Origin of the sequence: Clostridium lacusfryxellense (assembly GCF_018861735.1) — a bacterium.
Taxonomy (GTDB): Bacteria; Bacillota; Clostridia; order Clostridiales; family Clostridiaceae; genus Clostridium_AD; species Clostridium_AD lacusfryxellense.
This window is the reverse complement of sequence record NZ_JAHLEB010000075.1, coordinates 1-18,811: the sequence shown is the minus strand read 5'-3', so window position 1 is coordinate 18,811 and position 18,811 is coordinate 1. Positions and strand designations below refer to the sequence as shown.

Annotated in this window: 19 protein-coding genes, 1 pseudogene and 1 riboswitch; of the genes and pseudogenes, 5 read left to right on the top strand and 15 right to left on the bottom strand. The window is 29.6% G+C overall.

Annotated features, from left to right (window positions below):
- Positions 1-399: 399 nt before the first annotated feature.
- From KPL55_RS26165 to tnpA, 4 genes are all read right to left on the bottom strand, one after another.
- Positions 400-558: a hypothetical protein gene (locus tag KPL55_RS26165; RefSeq protein WP_246599792.1), complete on the bottom strand. Its 159-nt coding sequence runs from the start codon at positions 556-558 to the stop codon at positions 400-402.
- Positions 559-672: 114 nt separating this feature from the next.
- Positions 673-2,280: an IS66 family transposase gene (gene tnpC / locus KPL55_RS23685; RefSeq protein ID WP_216309228.1), complete on the bottom strand. Its 1,608-nt coding sequence runs from the start codon at positions 2,278-2,280 to the stop codon at positions 673-675.
- Positions 2,281-2,358: 78 nt separating this feature from the next.
- On the bottom strand, positions 2,359-2,730 hold the full coding sequence (gene tnpB, locus KPL55_RS23680; protein WP_216309227.1) for an IS66 family insertion sequence element accessory protein TnpB: 372 nt from the start codon (positions 2,728-2,730) through the stop codon (positions 2,359-2,361).
- On the bottom strand, positions 2,727-3,062 hold the full coding sequence (gene tnpA, locus KPL55_RS23675; protein ID WP_216309226.1) for an IS66 family insertion sequence element accessory protein TnpA: 336 nt from the start codon (positions 3,060-3,062) through the stop codon (positions 2,727-2,729). Before tnpA ends, tnpB begins: the two co-directional genes overlap by 4 nt.
- 203 nt (positions 3,063-3,265) lie before the next feature.
- On the opposite strand from tnpA, the gene KPL55_RS23670 reads away from it, so the two are divergent.
- The gene (locus KPL55_RS23670) at positions 3,266-3,751 is read left to right on the top strand and encodes a helix-turn-helix transcriptional regulator (protein ID WP_216309225.1); all 486 of its coding nucleotides are present in this window, start codon (positions 3,266-3,268) and stop codon (positions 3,749-3,751) included.
- A 243-nt stretch (positions 3,752-3,994) separates the two neighbouring features.
- A riboswitch (THF riboswitch) is annotated at positions 3,995-4,096 on the top strand.
- A 67-nt stretch (positions 4,097-4,163) separates the two neighbouring features.
- Positions 4,164-4,694, top strand: a complete 531-nt coding sequence (locus KPL55_RS23665) for a folate family ECF transporter S component (protein ID WP_216309224.1) — start codon at positions 4,164-4,166, stop codon at positions 4,692-4,694.
- A gap of 590 nt (positions 4,695-5,284) precedes the next feature.
- Here the strand turns inward: KPL55_RS23665 and KPL55_RS23660 are convergent.
- The 10 genes and pseudogenes from KPL55_RS23660 to KPL55_RS23615 all read right to left on the bottom strand — a co-directional run bounded on the left by KPL55_RS23660 (position 5,285) and on the right by KPL55_RS23615 (position 15,559).
- Positions 5,285-6,385, bottom strand: coding sequence for a stage II sporulation protein P (locus KPL55_RS23660; protein ID WP_216309223.1), 1,101 nt, complete (start codon positions 6,383-6,385; stop codon positions 5,285-5,287).
- Between the two features lie 42 nt (positions 6,386-6,427).
- Positions 6,428-7,252 carry a TIGR03943 family putative permease subunit gene (locus KPL55_RS23655; protein ID WP_216309222.1) on the bottom strand — a complete coding sequence of 275 codons (825 nt, stop codon included), beginning with the start codon at positions 7,250-7,252 and terminating at the stop codon, positions 6,428-6,430.
- A 14-nt stretch (positions 7,253-7,266) separates the two neighbouring features.
- The gene (locus KPL55_RS23650) at positions 7,267-8,838 is read right to left on the bottom strand and encodes a permease (RefSeq protein WP_216309221.1); all 1,572 of its coding nucleotides are present in this window, start codon (positions 8,836-8,838) and stop codon (positions 7,267-7,269) included.
- Between the two features lie 14 nt (positions 8,839-8,852).
- A complete protein-coding gene (locus KPL55_RS23645) occupies positions 8,853-9,836 on the bottom strand; it encodes a CobW family GTP-binding protein (protein WP_216309220.1) in 984 nt (327 codons plus the stop codon).
- A gap of 282 nt (positions 9,837-10,118) precedes the next feature.
- Positions 10,119-11,070, bottom strand: a pseudogene (locus KPL55_RS23640) (DnaJ C-terminal domain-containing protein).
- A gap of 71 nt (positions 11,071-11,141) precedes the next feature.
- Positions 11,142-11,606 carry a Fur family transcriptional regulator gene (locus KPL55_RS23635; RefSeq protein ID WP_216309219.1) on the bottom strand — a complete coding sequence of 155 codons (465 nt, stop codon included), beginning with the start codon at positions 11,604-11,606 and terminating at the stop codon, positions 11,142-11,144.
- Positions 11,607-11,739: 133 nt separating this feature from the next.
- Positions 11,740-13,734, bottom strand: coding sequence for an AAA family ATPase (locus tag KPL55_RS26645; RefSeq protein ID WP_216309218.1), 1,995 nt, complete (start codon positions 13,732-13,734; stop codon positions 11,740-11,742).
- An 84-nt stretch (positions 13,735-13,818) separates the two neighbouring features.
- Positions 13,819-13,980 carry an HTH domain-containing protein gene (locus KPL55_RS23625; protein WP_216309217.1) on the bottom strand — a complete coding sequence of 54 codons (162 nt, stop codon included), beginning with the start codon at positions 13,978-13,980 and terminating at the stop codon, positions 13,819-13,821.
- A 96-nt stretch (positions 13,981-14,076) separates the two neighbouring features.
- Positions 14,077-14,889: a metal ABC transporter permease gene (locus KPL55_RS23620; protein ID WP_216309229.1), complete on the bottom strand. Its 813-nt coding sequence runs from the start codon at positions 14,887-14,889 to the stop codon at positions 14,077-14,079.
- On the bottom strand, positions 14,876-15,559 hold the full coding sequence (locus KPL55_RS23615; RefSeq protein ID WP_216309216.1) for a metal ABC transporter ATP-binding protein: 684 nt from the start codon (positions 15,557-15,559) through the stop codon (positions 14,876-14,878). The genes KPL55_RS23620 and KPL55_RS23615 overlap by 14 nt, the downstream gene beginning before the upstream one ends.
- Before the next feature lie 169 nt (positions 15,560-15,728).
- Between KPL55_RS23615 and KPL55_RS23610 the strand changes: the two genes are divergently transcribed.
- The 3 genes from KPL55_RS23610 to KPL55_RS23600 all read left to right on the top strand — a co-directional run bounded on the left by KPL55_RS23610 (position 15,729) and on the right by KPL55_RS23600 (position 17,618).
- Positions 15,729-16,643, top strand: a complete 915-nt coding sequence (locus KPL55_RS23610; RefSeq protein ID WP_216309215.1) for a metal ABC transporter substrate-binding protein — start codon at positions 15,729-15,731, stop codon at positions 16,641-16,643.
- Between the two features lie 143 nt (positions 16,644-16,786).
- Entirely contained in the window at positions 16,787-16,951 is a 165-nt protein-coding gene (locus tag KPL55_RS23605) for a zinc-ribbon domain-containing protein (RefSeq protein WP_216309214.1), read from the top strand.
- 391 nt (positions 16,952-17,342) lie between these two features.
- Positions 17,343-17,618, top strand: coding sequence for a metal-sensing transcriptional repressor (locus tag KPL55_RS23600; RefSeq protein WP_216309213.1), 276 nt, complete (start codon positions 17,343-17,345; stop codon positions 17,616-17,618).
- 608 nt (positions 17,619-18,226) lie between these two features.
- On the opposite strand, the gene KPL55_RS23595 is transcribed toward KPL55_RS23600, so the two are convergent.
- A complete protein-coding gene (locus tag KPL55_RS23595) occupies positions 18,227-18,697 on the bottom strand; it encodes a hypothetical protein (protein WP_216309212.1) in 471 nt (156 codons plus the stop codon).
- Between the last annotated feature and the right edge of the window lie 114 nt (positions 18,698-18,811).

Genomic DNA, 18,811 nt, shown 5'->3' with positions numbered 1-18,811 from the left:
CATTTCAGCTAACACAGTGTCCAATTTTCCCTTTATTAAATCTGCATATTCATTCATGAGTGAGCCTCCTTAAAAATTCTTGTAATTAAGGGGCTTCGCCACATTTTTTTTGCTATTTGTCAAGCACTTTTTTGAAAATTTTCTGGAATTTGTTTAAAAAATTATATAAAAAAAACAGGGTATGCATTTTTAAACATACTCTGTTTTAAAACTATTGGTTTAATTTCTTAACTTAATGACATTGGGGTTAACACCTTCTTTTTTTATGGGATGAATTACGACCGTTATGTTACTTTGAATGAGATAGGTCAACACGTTATGTTACATTCAAAGTAAGCGATGGAACACCTACCGTATCCTAAAAAACAAGCTCCACATCAATGTTGTGGGGCTTGTTTTTTAATAGAATCCTTCTTTTGCAATTTCCTTTATATAGTTATATTGTTTTTGAATAAGTTTCTTAAATTCAGGATCTGATAGCTCATTATATATAGCGATGCCTTCCTCATAAAGACACTCATATATCAATTCACAATAATCATCATCTTCTCGATGCATTTTTTGTATCGCTGCTCCAGCTCATATGGGAAATCGAGAGTATATGCTATATCGTCAATTTTGCCGCTAAGAAACTCTTTGGTCATGTTCATCATGTAGTCAATATTAGGCTGACTAACTGCAAGATTCCTCCCTTTTGTTTATTACTGGTTCTATTGTATTTATACTGCATTCAAGCTTTACTTTATCTGCCCATGGCAAATATTCATCAAGTACAGAAGAATTTGATGCAAAATTACTATTTGGCATCCTACGGAAGAGGTATTTAAGATATTTAAAAGCATCCAAATTATTAGCTGCCGCAGTATTTATAATGCTAAATACAGTGGCTGACGCCTCTGCACCCGCTGGCGAATCGGAAAACAGTGAGTTTTTTCTTGTGATTGCTACGGGTTTCACGGCAATTTCCGATAAATTATTTAATAAAGGTATTTTTCCATCAAGTAGAAAATTGGTGAAATATTTTTTATGATTTAGTGTGTATCCCAAAGCTTTCTTCAGGTAGTATTGATTAGTAAAAGTATTTTCTGCCCATGCGAAAAAGGCATCCAGTACAGGGACGCTATATATAAGTCGGTTCTTTCTTCTTTCCTCAGGTGATAACTCTTTCCATTTTCTTTCTAATCTAAAGAGTTTATCACAATAAGCACGTCCAATGGCTCCGCCTGATCCTGGGATTTCTTTTTTACCAGAATCCAACGGAATAGCGTCTAGATAATATCTTCTTAAATGGCTGAAACAAAGACACCGTGTAATTCCTTCAACTTTTTCATAACCAGAATATGCGTCACTTACGTGATAACTACGAAAACCTTCAAGGAACTTCTTTGCATGATCACCTGAACGGCTACTAGTATATTTATATAAAATTATGGGAGGTCCTTCACAGTTGCCACTTCTATGTATCCAAATGTAAGATTTGCTTGATGCCTTTTTCCCATCCTCGTGATTTACCTGCCAGGTTGTTTCATCACTCATGATAACATCGCATTTTAGCAATTGTTCGTGCATCTTTTCATATATAGGCTTCAGCCAATATTCAGAGCTGCGTATTACCCAGTTTGCAGTCATGTCTCTCTTAAGCTCAACGCCCATTCTTTTAAAGTCTTTTTCCTGGCGATACAGTGGTACTGACATCATATACTTTTGATACATTACCCATGCCACACATGAAGGCGACGCGAAAGAGTGCGTTAGCACAGGTGCGCAAATTATTGAATCATATGGATTAGTATCATTTTTTCCACAATCAACACACTTGTATACATATTGGACGTAGTCCTTCATTATAAGTTTTGCTGGGATATATTCCATTTCAGATCTTACTTTTTTCTTTCCGATTATATTAAGTTCACTGCCGCAGATTCCACACATAGATTCTTCGGCATTAAGTATACATTCAATTACCTCATGTGGCAGTGCTTTAATCAATTTTTCTCTGTCACCTTTTGTCCTTATAGGTCTCTTATGTTCTTTGATATTTATAACTTTATTTTCAGTTTCATCTAAAATCCCATCAATTAGTTCACCAAAAAGGAAACATTGTCCATATATCGGAGGTGTTTTCTCACTTGATGCTCCAAACCGCTGTTTTGCTGCATGTAACACCGCTTGAGTGAGAACCTCAACATTATGCTCCAGTAAATCCACCTTTTCCTGCAGCGTTCTATTTTCATTTTCGAGTTGTCTAATACGTTGATCTTTTTCATCTAAACACTGCATTTCAAAGGCTCCCTTCTGGTTAATCTACTACTTATATTATACCAGAAGAACGCCTAGTTTACTAGCTTTAGACTGATATCAAAAGCTCATATTTTCAGTGTTAATGTTTTCTCTATGTACCTTTTTCTGATCAATTTGTAGCCCCTCCAAAAGCCATTCCATTTGACGTTTTGTTATATCTCTTATTTCCCCTTGATTCTTTGGCCACTGAAATTTCATATCATCAGAAAGAAATTTTGTAACTAGAATAAAGCCATTTCGATCCCAGCGTAATGCCCTGAGTGAATTATGTCGTTTATTACAAAATAAGAAAACACTTTTGCCGGAGTAAGGGTCAAGTTTGAATTTCAATGAAACCAATGCAGAAAGTCCATTTTGTTGTTTACGGAAATCTGTTGCACCAAGAGCAATATAGATATGTTCAGCCTCATCGGCTATATGCTTTATCATAGTTCATTCAGGACTTTCATTAGTCCTGCTAAAGAAGTTTGATTAAAATTGCTTGGAATTGTTACCTGTATACTCTTGAAAAATATCTGAAAATCATCCAACTTATCTGAAGTTAGTATTGCCTGACCGGCATTTGAAAGGATTGGAGTAATTTCTGCAAATATCATTTCGTTATTCGGATTTTGATTTTTAATTATTTTATGATTCCAATAATGATACTTACCTTTACTAATTTCATTGTTTTTACACCATTTAGCAACTGACATTCCGCTTTTAGTTCTTTCATTAATTATTTGCTCCCAGAGAAGCTGATCTTTAGCTGTGGATCTCAAAATAAAACCTCCCATCGACTACTTTATCAAAGTATATCAAACAGGAGGTTAATTTACATTACGGTGTTTGTTCCATCGCTTACAACAATCTCCTTTTTTATAGTAACTCTCAGGAATATATTTTATATGTATTGATATATTGCCTTAAATTTATTATAATATTTAAAGGTATCAAATTATGACACCTTTAATAGAGGGATTGTATGAAAAAATCAGAAAGATTAAATGACATGATAAGATACTTAAATAGTAGAGAGTTCTTTAATTTGAGTGATTTAATGGATAAATATAATATTTCAAAAAGTACAGCTTTGCGTGATATTAGTTCATTGGAACAATTAGGCATGCCTATTTTTTCAGTGCATAGTAGACACGGAAGATATGGCACCTTAAAACATAGATTATTATCACCTATAATTTTTACCCTTGATGAAGTGTATGCTTTATATTTTGCAATGTTAACGTTAGAATCTTATGAATCTACGCCATTCCATTTAAGTGGTAATAAATTAAATGAAAAATTTGAAAATTGTCTTTCTAAAGAACAAATCAAACAAATTTATCAGATGAAAGAAGTTTTACAATTTGAAGCGTATCAGCATAATAATGTTAGTCAGTTTTTAGATAAAATTTTACAAAGCATTCTTAATGAAATTAGCTGTAAGATTATACCCACCTACTTAGTATGACATACTTTTACATTAAGTATCATTTGTTAATCTAAATACAGTTCCATAGTTCCATTCGCTGCCTTTCGAATATTAGATTTAAGATAAATAGACAAACCCGTTAGTATTTTAAAAAGTATTATTGTTAATTTTTATTATCAAAATTGTGATTAGCTTAAGATTTTATATTTTTAATATAAGTAATTAAAATATTGATTTCAATATAAAAAACATATAGAATAACATTGTATTCAAAATGCAAAGTGCAGAGTAGGAAATTGTGCGTTAAGTGCCAGATGGACGGGAAGTTGCCACTGGACGAAAAATCAGAAATGATTTGCGGTATAATTTTTGCATTCCGCTGTCACAATAAAGAGCACCATTCTCTTTATGTGGCTATTTGTCATAAATAAAAAAAGAAGAGGTGCTTTATTTGAAAAATACACGAATTTTTATTTTTATGGGATTACTACTTTCAATAGAAATTGTTTTAACGCGTTTTTTTGCTATACAGACCCCAATTGTTAGAATAGGTTTTGGATTCATACCAATAGCTATAGCTTCAGTTATGTTTGGTCCAGTTTTAGGAGGGATAACTGCAGCATTTTCAGACATACTTGGGATGATGTTATTCCCCAAAGGAATTTATTTCCCAGGATTTACTCTTAGTGCATTATTATCTGGCATAATTTATGGAATATCGCTTTATAAAAAGCCAAAAACTATGCTTAGAATAATTATAGCTGTATCTATTATACTAATATTTGTTGATTTAGGATTAAATACTTATTGGCTTTCGATTATTACAGGTAAAGGGATTGTGGCTCTTTTCGTTCCACGTTTAATAAAAAGTATAATTATGTTGCCTATACAGAGTTTATTAATTTATAGTTGCCTTAAGTTCATACCACAAAAAAAACTAGAGATTTATAATCTTTACCCTTTGTCAAAGCTGATTAAATAAAAGTGTATGCTGAATTAAGAAGGTAATTTATGTATTATAAAATGAAGTTGAGGTCATAAATAAACGTCCGATGAATATTTGGATATACGCAAAGTGTAGGAAATATATTGATCTAGATAATCCCGAATAACCCTCTCTTACATTTCATATTCTTTTATGTGTCTATATAATGGGGCTCTGCTTATATTTAAAAATTTTGCAAATTCAACACCTGTTACTTCTTTATTTTTCCACTTACTATAATACTTATTAAACTCTTTAGACAGAATACTAGTAGGCCCATCCAACTTTTGTTTTTAGTATTCTTTAGTCCTTTGATAACTCTACAATGTATTTTTTTTCAATCCTTGTCTGCTATATAAGACAAGAAGTTGATAAGCATATTTGTTTATGGTATAGTCTAGTTTGTTGTCCCATTAGCTTACTAATGATGTATCAAGTATTATTACTTTTATGTGTCCTTCAAAGAAATATTGCAGCTCTTTAGGTGTATCCATGAAGCTAAGTCGTAATCTATCAAGTTTTTATTATAATGCTGTCTACTGGTCTGGTTTAAATATTTCTTTTAATAATTGATATCTATGCAGCATTTACTTTTTCCCGTTTAATTGCTCTGCAATGACCCTTGATAAAAACAATCCAGTATTTTTTGCTTCGGTAATCGTAGAATTATTATTTCCTACCTCAACTAACATAGCATTATCACTTATGTCTTGGCTATAGTAACTCATTCCACGATTATAAAGATAAACTTGTCTGGTGTCCATAAGCCCTGGATATAATTCGTTTGATATTCCTATCATGGAAGTTACTAATTTTTTCTGCGCGGCATATCTAGGATTTAATTTTGTCATTACAAACATAACCTTAGCAACATCTACTCCATTTATTTTAGTTGTTTCGTTTTTACGATCTCCCAGAACACCATCTCTATGTAAATCAATAATTATATCAAAGTCTCCATATTCTTTTAAATACTTAGTTAAAGTAATTCTAGATTTTTTGTAGGATGCATTATAATCTCCTACATTATGTATAGTATCATCATTTATAGCAACAATTCCGTATTTTTTTAAATCCTTTACTATCACATCTCCAACTTCACAGACACCTTGTGTTAAATCCATATTAAAAGTATTTTTAGACTTATCCTTATCTGATGTTAAGTAAGCTTCAGTTGTATGAGAATGGTATATAAGCACCCTTGGCTTGGAGCTGTTTAGAGTTTGTTTCAACTTAGGATTATAAAGGTTTGCAATCGCATTAGTATCTTTAACTTTATCTTCAGATTTACTCACCTGTTTATCATCTAATATAAAGGGGTTAAGAACAATTGTTTTTCTTTTTTCAACGCCATTGCTCTCATTATCTATACCTTCATTGTTATCCAAATACGCAATTTCTTTCTTTATTATTGATATAGGATTTAAAAGATCAATTCCTAAAAAAGATAAAACTGGTATGGTTATGTCTTTTTTACTGTTAGTACGCTCTTCTTTATTGTTTGAGGACTTGATTACGGCTAATACATTAGTAATAACATTAACATAAAAGTAATTTTGAGATTTTTTATTATTATCAGCACTGACGCTTTTAGGTAGAATCACGCTTAATAAAAAAATAATTATAAATGTTGAAACACTTAAATATAATTTCCAACAACTATTTTTTTTAATACCATTTTGCCTCATCTTCGTCCCTCCATTACATTTTTATTTTATTAAATTATTATTCTAAAAAGGATAAACGTACTCTTTTGATGGTTTACTAGTATTTTTTAGACTTTCAATTATAATAATTGGATTTTTTTCACCATTATAATCTAAAAGCTTTATTTTGCCTGTAATAGCTATCCAGGTATCTTGTTTTAAGTCCTTAGCTTTATCATAATGTGCTAAAAGACCAACCGGCACTAAATCCGCCGCACAACATGTCATCATAAGCCTCGCAGGGACTAATTCATTATTTTTAAAGCCTTCAGCTTTAAATACGAAACCAGTGAGTTGAATTTTTTTGCCCTCATATTTTGCCATATTATTAGATATCTCTTCTGTCCATTTTTCAAAATTATCATCTCTAACCACAATAGTATTATTCCTTATTTCTAAATTATCTTTTAATTTACTTGTATTTATCGGGAGCGCCGCATTGCTATTATTGCTCGTAGTTTTATTTTGATTTGTTATAACATTATCTGAAACATTGGTCTTTTTCACACTATTATTTTGAGATGTTCTTTTATCACTAGCAAGTGTCATTGATTTTGAACTAACCGATGATTGCGGAGTCATGAACGCCACGAGTAACGGTATGACAAAAAATAGGTAGGGCTTTATATTTACTTTTCTTTTAGGCTTGAATAGGTCACGTGCAATGAATAGTGAAAGTGAGATCATTGCTACAATGCCAAACTTAACATATGGAATAATCCTAGGATTAACGTAAAGTAGAACTTTTCCTGATTTGATTATGTCATAAAAGAAAAAGGCAAACCCAATTAAAATTATTAATTTTAATAATACTTCTGAGTTTATTTTCTTAAGTCTTATTGACTGCATAATTTATACCCCCCTTAGAATAATGTTGCGAACACTATCAATATCTCAAATGAAATTAATAGTATTAAAATTACAAGTTTAATGACAAATCTCTTTTTAAAGTTACCTAGTAGCATAAGTAAGTTTTTTATATCAAGCATTGGTCCAAGTACTAAGAAACCCATTATCGCTCCTATAGGAAATTGATTAACAAAAGTTCTTGCTATAAATGCATCGGAGGATGAACATACTGAAAGTATAAATGCAAATAACATCATAATTAATAGTGAAATTATAGTTCCTCCACCTAAACTAGAAAACAGTTCTTTTGGCACTATAGTCTGCATTATGCTAGAAAGAAGTGAACCAATGATTATAAATTTTCCTATTTGAAAAAATTCTGCTCCTGCATGCCGAAATATTGCATCTAATTTTCCTAGAACGCCTTTTTTATTAGTAAAATCATCACTACAAAATCCACAATTACATGGAATCTCGTCTATGTTATCAAAAAGTGTAACCCCCTTTTCAGGAGCAAAAATGAATGCTCCACCAACTAAAAATGCTATTACCATGCCCAAACATACCCTATATATTGCTATGAAGGGTTGACTCGGGAATGCATACAATGTAGAAGCTATAACAATGGGATTTGTTATTGGTGCAGCGAGCATAAATGTTACAGCAGCGGGCAAAGGAACACCCTTTTTAATAAGCCTTGCCCCTACTGGTACAATAGCGCAATCACATACTGGGAAAAGAAATCCTGCAAATAAGGCAACTATAAATTGCAATGTAGTATTTTGCGGAAAAATATTTGTTATTTTATCGCTTGAAACAAATACTTGAATTATTGCTGAAACAAATACTCCAAATAATATAAATGGAAATGCTTGAATCAAAATGCTCAAAAATATTGTATTAAACCTCTCTAACCAAGAAAAGAATGTTGCACTTATATCAAAGTGTACTGGTTTGTAAACAGAATAAATTAAATATGATATTGCACAGACTAAGATACCCATGAGAAGTACTATTTCAGTATTAAGAGTCTTCGGCTTAGCCGAAATAGAAATTCCGGTACTTATTTTAGCAGACTTATTTATTCTTTTTAAAGTCCGTTCTATATTACGCAATTTTTCACCCCGTAAACTAGCTGTATTGTTTAGGATAATAAAATCACTATTTGAAATCTGATTTGTAATTATACCACCCATGTTATTCATAAAAATATCAAAGAACATAGCATCTATAGTATGTACTATTTCGTTTATGAAACATTTTTTACTGATCCTTAAATAATTAAATATATCTAATAATTCATCAATATTACTCATACCATTAGCTTCTATAATTATTTTAGTTGGATGATATTTATTAATAATATAATTTAAAAAATTTTCATCAGAAGTATTTGCTTTATCACAATTTTCAATAAATAAATTTTCTTTTTTATTAATTATAGAATCAATTTCTGTTTGTCCATTTTCACATTGTATTACTACTGTTATATCTTGTTTGGATACCTCATTCTTAATTTTATCGTTTAAAAGCATAGTCTTACCTGATCCTAAAAACCCAGTTATTATATCCACCTTTATTTTCATTTTTTATAATTCCTTTACACTGTTACATTGAATAAGTCACAAAGTTTTTTCTTATTTAAGTTACTACCAATTATACATAGTCTTCCTGAATAATCAGCTTTTATATCTTTTATTTCAAACTCATCAGGTACATAATCAAATTGTAACCATGTATTGTTAGCGCTGTGAACAATACCTTTTCCTCTTAGAATAAATCCATACTCTTTATAATTTGACATACTATCCATAATCTTATTTAATTGCTCTTCATTGTATACATTTAAAGTTTCAGTTCCCCAAACTTCAAAAATTTCATTTGCATGATGATTATGAGCATGATGATCTGTATTCTTTCCATAGGTATGTCCCTTTATAGAAAAGTTTTTAGCACTTTTTATTTCTTTCTCAAGCGATACTGAATCCTTTTGCTCCGCAACATCAATTATAGTATCTGAGGTAATACTATTTAAGTCTGTTGTTATTATGTTGCACTTACTATTTAATTTACGTATGGAATTAACCACAAAATCTAAATTTTTTCTGTCAGACTTTTCAGATTTACTTAAAATTATTGTTTTGGCATTTTTTATTTGATTTTCAAAAAACTCACCAAAGTTAGCGTTGTATAACTTATATTTTAGTACGTCTACAACAGTTATAACCATATTAATTGTTATTAATTTTTTTAAGGTAGGTTTGTCACAAGCTTTAATTACTTCTGAAAGTTTTCCAACACCAGATGGTTCTATAATTATTCTTTCTGGCTTATATTTCAATATAATTTCTTCGATAGCTTTTCCAAATTCTCCAACAAGAGAACAACATATACATCCTGAATTAATTTCTTTTACGAAGGCATTTGATCCCCTTAGTAAGGTTCCATCAATACCAATTTCACCAAATTCATTTTCTATTATAACGACGTTCTCATAGTGTAATTTTTCTTCAATTAGTTTTTTTATTAAAGTAGTTTTCCCAGCCCCTAAAAATCCCGAAATTATATCAACTTTAGTTTTCATTTTTTTAGCCTCCAGTATATATTTTTATATTATTTACATCCATATCGTTTTTCAATATAACGTTTTTGCAAACCATTCGCATTTATTAATATCTATTATTATAGTAGTCATTATTAAAAATTACAACTATTTTCAATAGATAAATTGCCTTATAATATTAGTATAATATACAAATTCTCAACTTTTTTGATTATACCTGCTGTATAATTCAACTATAATTTCTTGATGATTAACTATCTTTAAATATTTTATCATTTTAATTTTTCTTTATTTTTTTTGTATTTATATCAAAAAATTTACACTTTCGCCACAAGATTTCATAAACAATTTTAAAGCGTACTTTTGCTTATAGTTTAATACTTTTGGAATATCTACAATAACTTTAACGTATTGATCCCCTCGACTATGTCCATTTACTATCGGAATTCCCTTGCCCCTAAGCCTAAATACTGTTCCTGATTGGGTTCCGCTAGGTACTTTGTATTTAATGTCACCATCTATCGTTGGTACTGTATATCCATACCATTGGATGCATACCCAAAGCTTATATGACACTCAATATAGATATCAATCCCATCCCTCTTATAGGTTTTATGAGGTGCTACGCTAATATTAATATATAAGTCTCCTGATGGACCACCATTTTCGCCCTGTTCTCCTTGCCCTATTAATGATAAGACATTTCCAGTGTCAACCCCACCTGGAACATTAATTTTTATTTTCCTATTTCTTTTCTGTTTTCCAGATCCATGGCAGCTTTTGCATTGTTCGAATATTATTTTACCGATACCACCGCAAACCTCACATTTTTCACTTTTTGTAACCAAAATATTTTTTTCCACTCCGAATATAGACTCTTCAAATTGTAAATTTAAATTATATTCTATATCACCACCTTTTTTAGGACTATTCATATTTCTTGAAGAATATGTTCCTCCAAATATATCACCAATATATCATCAAAACCATCAAATCCTAAAAAATCGTAGCTACTATCTAATCCTGACCCATTAGCCCCATCTGTTCCAGATTTATCATATTTCGATCTTTTTTCTGAATTAGATAAAACTTGGTATGCCTCATTCATTTCCTTGAATTTTTCCTCAGCCCCCTTGTTTCCTTGATTTCTATCTGGGTAATATTTCAATGCACAACGTTTAAAGGCTTTCTTAATTTCTTCTTCAGTGGCATTGCTTTCTATTCCAAGTATTTTATAATAATCTTTTTTTGACACGTTTAGCTCACCTCCTATAAATATATGTTTATTTTAGAAAAATATAGTTATACCTCTTTTTCTCCAATATATTATAATCTTCTTTTATTTTGTTTCGTTTTTTCTTTGCATTTACTACATAATCCTACAAATATAATGTTTGAATCATATATTTGGAAATTATTGTCCATTTCTATTTTTTTACTTGAATTGAGATATTCAACATTTGAACTATTACTATTTATGTCAATTATATTATTACATTTATGACATTGAAAATGAATATGTATTGGATTTTCACTGATTATTTTCATTTCATAGTAACTAATACGGTTAATATCTATTTCTTTTACTATTCCTAACTCTTTAAATATAGTTAATGCCCTATAAACCGTAGTTAGTGCTATATTATTTGCTTTTACTTTTTCGTAGATCTGTTTTGATGTTTGATGTATTTTATTATCAAATATAGTTCTTAATATTATTTGTTTTTTTGTTGTTAATTTGTACCCCTTTTTTTCTAAAACATCTTTAAAACATATAAAATCAGCATTCATAAAATCATCCTTTCTAATTTTTGCAGTTATCCATGTATTTATAATTGATATCTAATAATTTTGATTGACAATTTATGTTGTTACTACAACATTTATACCATTGCAATAAATTAGCTGCCACCACCATTTTTCATTACTTAATTACCTTTAAAATATCTTCTTTATGATTTGAGTTTTTATTGCCTAATCTTTTTTTCATTTTTTGAGTAGCATTATTTACATCTTCTTTTATAATTATATAAGTTTGTTTATGGCCTTTTATTTTTTGAGCATATTCTCTCTTCTCATTTATTGATTTTGAATCCATATTTTTAAATATACGTGGAACCAAGCAATCCCTAATTATAGTTTCAAAATAATTTCTTACTCCTCTCGCATTAGCGAACCCATTTCCATAAGCTTCATGTAAAAACTGCATTTGTTCCTTTATTAAGTCTCGCGTTTTATTATCAAATGTAATTTTATTCTTATTTGCTATATTTTGAAAAATTTCTATCTTTTCCTCTTGATTGTAATCTTCAAAGATAAATTTTTCTGTAAATCGTGATTTTAATCCAGGATTAGAGTTTAAAAATTTGACCATTAGTTCAGGATAACCGGCAACAATAACAACAAATTTATCTCTTTTATCTTCCATTATTTTACACAAGCAATCTATTGATTCTTTACCAAAATCAGTTGGAGACTCTTCTTGAAAAAGTGTATACGCCTCATCAATAAACAATATACCACCCATGGCATCTTCTATTTTAGCTTTTGTTTTATTCTCAGTTTGACCAACATACATCGCAACTAAATCATTTCTATCAACTTCAATTACATGTCCTTTTTCTAGAAAACCTATATCCTTAAGCATTCTTCCTAATATTCTTGCAAACGTTGTTTTACCAGTACCAGGATTACCAACAAAAACCATATGCATCGATTTCGAAAATTCATTAAGTTCAGGTCTAATTGTTCGATATATCATTAGGTCTTCTAAGCTTTTCAAAGATTTTTTAACACCATCTAAACCTACAATTCCAACAAACCAATTTAATCCTATATTGGTTTGTTGACCATTATCAAGTAAATTGTTATTTTCATTATTTTGTGATTCTTCTCCATTAAAAATCATACCTTTATATATGCATCTATTTAAGTTTCCATCTTTATTTAAATCATGAATTTCTCCGTCGTCATTATTGTTTGTAAAACCTTCAACATACAGTCCTGTTTTGTCATATTCAACCATTCGTATAAATACATTAACTAATGCCTTTTGATTACAATAATCATATATAGTTCCAAAGAAATATAGAGTTTTTGCGTAAATGTTCGAAGTTAAATTATCGCCACCACATATTTTTTGTTGAGAATATGTAAATTCGCCCTCTAATCTCATTATACGCACATCGTGATGAAAAATATTTAAAATGCTACCGCTCTTTTCCCAAATTAAGTTATAATTTTCATTAACATCTCCAGAATATTCATAGGTAAAATCATTTTGAATTTTTTTTCTAAACTTATATCCTTTTATCGCACCATTCTCAACCCTAATATCTGTTATAAAATTTTCTTCTAGAACACATCCTCTATTTAAATTTAGTTTACTGCAACAAGAACCTTTAATCATAAGCCCCTGAAACGGTATGATAATTTTCTCGTTTTTTAACTTGGGTTTTATCTCACTAAAGTTATATTTACTCTTTTCTGATTTGTTACAATAACCTAAAATAATATCATCTATTATATATTCTTTGTTTACATACAGTTCATTATTATCTTTATCATTTACTATATCAGCATATAAATTAATATTTATTTCACCCCAATAAATAACTTTTTTATCTACTGTTATTTCTAGGGTATCAAATTTTTTTATCTTACTTTCGTATTTTTGATACGCTATAACTTTTCCTGCCTCAAAAATACCTCTAAATATTTTAGGATTTTTTAGATCAACAAATCCACTATAGTTCGGCAAATTGTCTATATAAATATCACCTCTTCCATAAATTTTGTTGCCCAAATCTCCTTGTACAGATATTAAATTTCCATCATTATCAAATTTAGGGTCCAATTCTACTTTAAAACTACCTTCAAAATATTTCTCGCCATTAATAGTAATAATCACATTCTCCACATTAAAACCACCTTTTTTATAAATTCCCTACCAGTTATTCGAACCTTATTGGTAATTAATATGTTAATTACATTCAAACTTATATTACGTGAAAATATCTCTTGGTAATTTACTAGATATATATTTTTTAATGAATAATCGCTTGAAATGAGCTGTATGGGTATTTACATTTTTACTTACTTTAAGGATGTTTTTATTCTTCTGAAGCTTTAATAAATTCACTTCTGAAAACAAAATTTTTCTCATAATGCCCTCCCTTGATATAATGTAAATTTAGCTTAAACACTTTTATGTCTAGACTATAGGTGTTTTTTTGACAATCTGCTCCTTTTTCTGTTTATTTTATATAGTTTTTTTAAGAAAAACAGGTATGAATTTTTTTATACATATGACTAATGAAAGTAATATAACTGAAATAAGCGCTGTTATTCCTCCTGGAGCACAATTCATATAATAAGAGATAAACAGTGAAAATAATATGTCAATAACGCTAAATAATATTGAAAATAAAAGAGTAGATTTAAACCCTTTTCCAAGTTGCATTGCTGTAGCAACTGGTAAAGCAATCATTGAGCTTAAGACAAGTACCCCAACAATTCTCATAGAAACAGATATTGTAGCGGCGACTAATATAGAAAATATATAATTTACTAATTTAACATTTATTCTTCCGATTTTTGCCGCTTCTTCATCAAAGGCTATAATAACAAGCTTATTATATAAAAATATTAATGTCATAATTGATATAAGACTTAATGCTAAGACCGCATATAAATCATCTCTTGTTACAGTTAGTACACTTCCGAATAGGAATGAGTTCACATTTGCATGTAATTCTCCAGAGCTCATAATAGTAATGGCTATTCCAACACTTAAGGACAAAACCACAACAAGTATTAGTTCAGCATATTTTTTAAAATAATCTCTTAAAAATTCAATTAGAACTCCACAAAATGATGTAAATATGAACGAACTTAATATGGGGTTTTTATTGAACAATAGACCAATTGCAACACCCGCAAGAGAAGAATGAGCTAATGTATCCCCAATCATTGAGTATCTTCTCAATACTAGAAAAAACCCAATGCATGGACAAAGTATAGAAATTAATATGGAAATCATAAAAGCATTTTGCATAAAACTATAATGAAATATATGAATCCTCTCCTTTGTTTGGTTTTAGATATTCTTCAATATATTTATCAGTAGTGCACAAATGGCCATTCCCGCCTGATAAATGATAGATAAGAGAAGAATTCTTCATAGCAGCATTAATGTTATGTTCAATTGCAATAACAGTTACTTTATTAGTTCTATTTAATTCTTTTATTAAACTGTAAATATCTTTCTGGCTATTTAAATCAACTCCTGTTGAAGGTTCATCTAAAATTAACAAACCAGGACTTCCAAGCAATGCTCTTGCTATAAATATTTTTTGACATTGCCCGCCTGACAGAGTTCCTATGAGTGAATTCTTAAAATCAAGCATATTAATTAATTCTAAATTTTTATCTACTATATTCTTATCTTTTATTTTTAGTATCTTTCTGTAGCAATTGAGCATTTCATATACCGTTATAGGAAACTGTGAATTTAAGAAATCAGATTTTTGTGCTACATAGCCAATATTTTTATTTGTATTTACTATAGTCCCCATAGATGGGCACAAAAAATTTAGCATTAATTTTATAAGAGTGCTTTTACCTGAACCATTGTCACCTAATATTGATATGTACTCTCCATCATCTATAGTTAAGCTAATATCATTAAGAATATATGGTAGTGAGTTAGTATAAGAAAAAAATAAGTTGTTAATTTGAATCATAATTATCCTCCAGTCAATATATACTTTTGCCATTTTACTACGTCGTTATGAACATATTAATACCATAGAAAAATATGTAAATATTATTATTGACAAACGTTACCTTATGCGTATATTATATATGTAAATGCGAATGACTTGCAAGAAGAGAATTTAAGGAGTGATAAAAATGTTTAAGAAAATGATAATGTTCGTTTTAATTAGTTGTACAATTCTAACGTTTACAGCATGCGGTAACCAAAAGGAGAAAGATAACAGTACGAAAACTCAAGGCAAAGTGAAAGTCGTAGTCTCATTTAATGCAATGAGAGAACTTACTGCAGCGATAGGAAAAGATAAGGTTGATATATTAACTATTATACCTAATGGTACAGAGCCACATGATTTTGAACCAAAGGCGAAGGATATGGAAACTTTAAGTAATGCTAAAATATTTGTTTACAATGGTTTCGGTATGGAATCTTGGGTGGATAAGGTTTTACAATCTGTAGACAATAAGAATTTAATAACAGTTGAGGGATCAAAAGGTTCGGAACCAATTAAAAATACAGACTCGGGTGAAATAGAAGAGCATGGACAATATGATCCACATTTATGGCTTAGCTTAAAAGGTGCCAAAAATGAAGCTAAAAATATAAAGGATGCTTTAGTTAAAGCAGATCCATCCAATAAGGACTATTATGAAAAGAATTTCAATAATTTTTCATTACAGCTTGATACTCTTTATAATGATTACAATAAGAAGTTTCAGACTGTAAGCAGTAAAAGCTTTGTAACGGGTCACGCTGCTTTTGCATACCTTTGTAGAGACTTTGGACTCAAACAAAACAGCGTAGAAAATGTTTTTGCTGAAGGTGAACCAAGTGCTAAAAAATTAAAAGAATTAACAGATTATTGTAAAACAAATAATATTAAGACTATATTTGTTGAAGATATGGTAAGTACAAAAGTTTCTGATGCCCTTGCAAAAGAAGTAGGAGCTAAAGTTGAAAAAATACACACTATTGAGAGCAAGGAAGACAATAAAGATTATCTTAAATGTATGACTGAAAACTTAGATTTGATATATAATAGTCTAAAATAATTATTAAAGTATTTTCAACTTGTTTATAAAACCTTATATTAAATATTAGTTGAAATTGTTACATAACAACCTATCCTATTTTTACAATACAACTCTTAATAGGTTGTTTGATTTTAATATAATAAAAAGGAGAGATGTTTAAAATGGCAGATAAAATTTTAGTTTGTAGTGACTGTGGTAAAGAATTTGTATTCACTGAAGGTGAGCAAGAATTCTACAAAGAGAAGGGATTCGAAAATGAACCTAAAAGATGTCCTGATTGCCGAAGACTAAGAAAACAACAAAACAGCAAAGGATTTAGAGGATAGTAAAAAGCTTATAATTAGCCCCATGGGATTAAACCTATGGGCTTATTTTTTAGAACTTATTATAGGTGGTTCGACTAATGACAAAGGAATACTTTAACAAGTTAAGGGTATTGTAGCTACCGATTTTCATATATATAAAGTTAATTTGAAATTCTTAGAAAAATTACACCCTGAAAATTCAGAAAAATGGATAAATGAGAGATACTACAACTCAGATTTGACGAGTAAAAGTAAAAATACATGACGCTTACAGCAATAATAAAAAACAGGACCTAAAAAAATCATGCCAAGCTGCAAATTATGAAAGTTACACCTATAGGTCATATTCAGAAAACATGGTAACAATTTAGCTATATCGAGAATAAATATAATTTCATAGGAGGGCAATAATATGCGTAAATGTATGGATATCTCAAACATTCAAGTAAGAATTAAAAAAATTGAAGGTCAGCTTAGAGCTATTTCAGGAATGTTAGATAAAGATGTTCCTTGTGAAGACCTTTTAATACAAATCAATGCAGCAAAAAGTGCATTACATAAAGTTGCGCAAGTGGTGCTGGAAGGTCATTTGCAACATTGCGTTCGTGATGGTATAGATCATGGAGATGCCGATAGAACAATTGCAGAATTTGCTAAAGCCGTAGAACATTTTTCAAGAATGAGTTAGTGATAAAACGAAGAAAACCCAATCATACTCTTTTTACCTCTGCTTACCCGGAGCACTGTAATCTCAGTTTGTGATGGTTAAGCTTATACCTGCACAGGATGTTTAGGTAGGCAATATGATTCTCGTACTCGCATGTTATTGATTACTGATGATACAAGATTAATGGCATTGCAGCTATGTCTATGTATGAACTGCTCCCTGTCATGACAGTGGGCAAATGATACAATCAGTGTATCAGGGCCTCCCTTTTTTAATTTTTTTTTCACTAAAATTATATTTGATAATTTATAAATATTAAGACACTATACTTTACCGTACTTTTATAGGTATATTCTAATTATTGGTTAACTTCTATCTAAAGCATTACAGAAATCATTAGCTTAAAATCTGAATAAATTGCCTTTTCTAAATCTCACCACCAAATACCCTACAACTTGAAAGTCGATTTCTTGACAGGATTAATTATCCTAACGATAAAGAAAAGTAATACAATAATAGGATGGTGAAAAATGAAGATTTCAAAACTTCTTTCAATATTAATTTTAGCTATTATATTTATTCCAATGTTTACTGGATGCAATAGTTCTAAAAATTTACCGTTAGTAAAATTAAATAGAAATATTAAATTCATTCAACAAATTATAAAGATTACCATAATACATTTTTATATAATAAAAGGTAAGACCATGTTTTCTTAAATCTTCTACTCCAAAAGGAATATTATTTTTAGAAAACTCAGGTATTAATTTAGTGAAACGAGTTATAAACTCTTCTTTAGTTATATGATGAGGTTTAGTATATGTCGCTTTAATACCAGCTAATTTATAAGCATCACCAATAGAGTTAAAATAACATTTAATATACGTAGGATATAACTTATTTTCTTTAAGTATATGTTCCGATATTACGTTATTATTGTTAGCATATATTTCCGATATTTTTTTTAAAATATCAGATCTCTTATATTCTCTACATTTATTGTCGCATTTGATTGACCTACTTATAGTAACCCCTAATTCTTCATCACATATATTTAAATTTTCATTAGAAAAGTTATTAAATTTGCTTTTGTTTTCCATTAATATTCTCCTCGTATAATGTAGTTGTAAGCATTGATAATAAATCAGTCATAATAACTACGAATGTTATCACTAATCTCATATCTAATATTCGCAACTCATAATTTTATTTTA

What these genes read in the sequence shown, in the direction of transcription:
- KPL55_RS26165 (WP_246599792.1), bottom strand. Translation starts at nt 558, where the DNA reads ATGCATCGAGAAGATGATGATTATTGTGAATTGATATATGAGTGTCTT.
- tnpC (WP_216309228.1), bottom strand. Translation starts at nt 2,280, where the DNA reads ATGCAGTGTTTAGATGAAAAAGATCAACGTATTAGACAACTCGAAAAT.
- tnpB (WP_216309227.1), bottom strand. Translation starts at nt 2,730, where the DNA reads ATGATAAAGCATATAGCCGATGAGGCTGAACATATCTATATTGCTCTT.
- KPL55_RS23670 (WP_216309225.1), top strand. Translation starts at nt 3,266, where the DNA reads ATGAAAAAATCAGAAAGATTAAATGACATGATAAGATACTTAAATAGT.
- KPL55_RS23660 (WP_216309223.1), bottom strand. Translation starts at nt 6,385, where the DNA reads ATGAGGCAAAATGGTATTAAAAAAAATAGTTGTTGGAAATTATATTTA.
- KPL55_RS23655 (WP_216309222.1), bottom strand. Translation starts at nt 7,252, where the DNA reads ATGCAGTCAATAAGACTTAAGAAAATAAACTCAGAAGTATTATTAAAA.
- KPL55_RS23650 (WP_216309221.1), bottom strand. Translation starts at nt 8,838, where the DNA reads ATGAAAATAAAGGTGGATATAATAACTGGGTTTTTAGGATCAGGTAAG.
- KPL55_RS23645 (WP_216309220.1), bottom strand. Translation starts at nt 9,836, where the DNA reads ATGAAAACTAAAGTTGATATAATTTCGGGATTTTTAGGGGCTGGGAAA.
- KPL55_RS23635 (WP_216309219.1), bottom strand. Translation starts at nt 11,606, where the DNA reads ATGAATGCTGATTTTATATGTTTTAAAGATGTTTTAGAAAAAAAGGGG.
- KPL55_RS23625 (WP_216309217.1), bottom strand. Translation starts at nt 13,980, where the DNA reads ATGAGAAAAATTTTGTTTTCAGAAGTGAATTTATTAAAGCTTCAGAAG.
- KPL55_RS23615 (WP_216309216.1), bottom strand. Translation starts at nt 15,559, where the DNA reads ATGATTCAAATTAACAACTTATTTTTTTCTTATACTAACTCACTACCA.
- KPL55_RS23610 (WP_216309215.1), top strand. Translation starts at nt 15,729, where the DNA reads ATGTTTAAGAAAATGATAATGTTCGTTTTAATTAGTTGTACAATTCTA.
- KPL55_RS23605 (WP_216309214.1), top strand. Translation starts at nt 16,787, where the DNA reads ATGGCAGATAAAATTTTAGTTTGTAGTGACTGTGGTAAAGAATTTGTA.
- KPL55_RS23600 (WP_216309213.1), top strand. Translation starts at nt 17,343, where the DNA reads ATGCGTAAATGTATGGATATCTCAAACATTCAAGTAAGAATTAAAAAA.
- KPL55_RS23595 (WP_216309212.1), bottom strand. Translation starts at nt 18,697, where the DNA reads ATGGAAAACAAAAGCAAATTTAATAACTTTTCTAATGAAAATTTAAAT.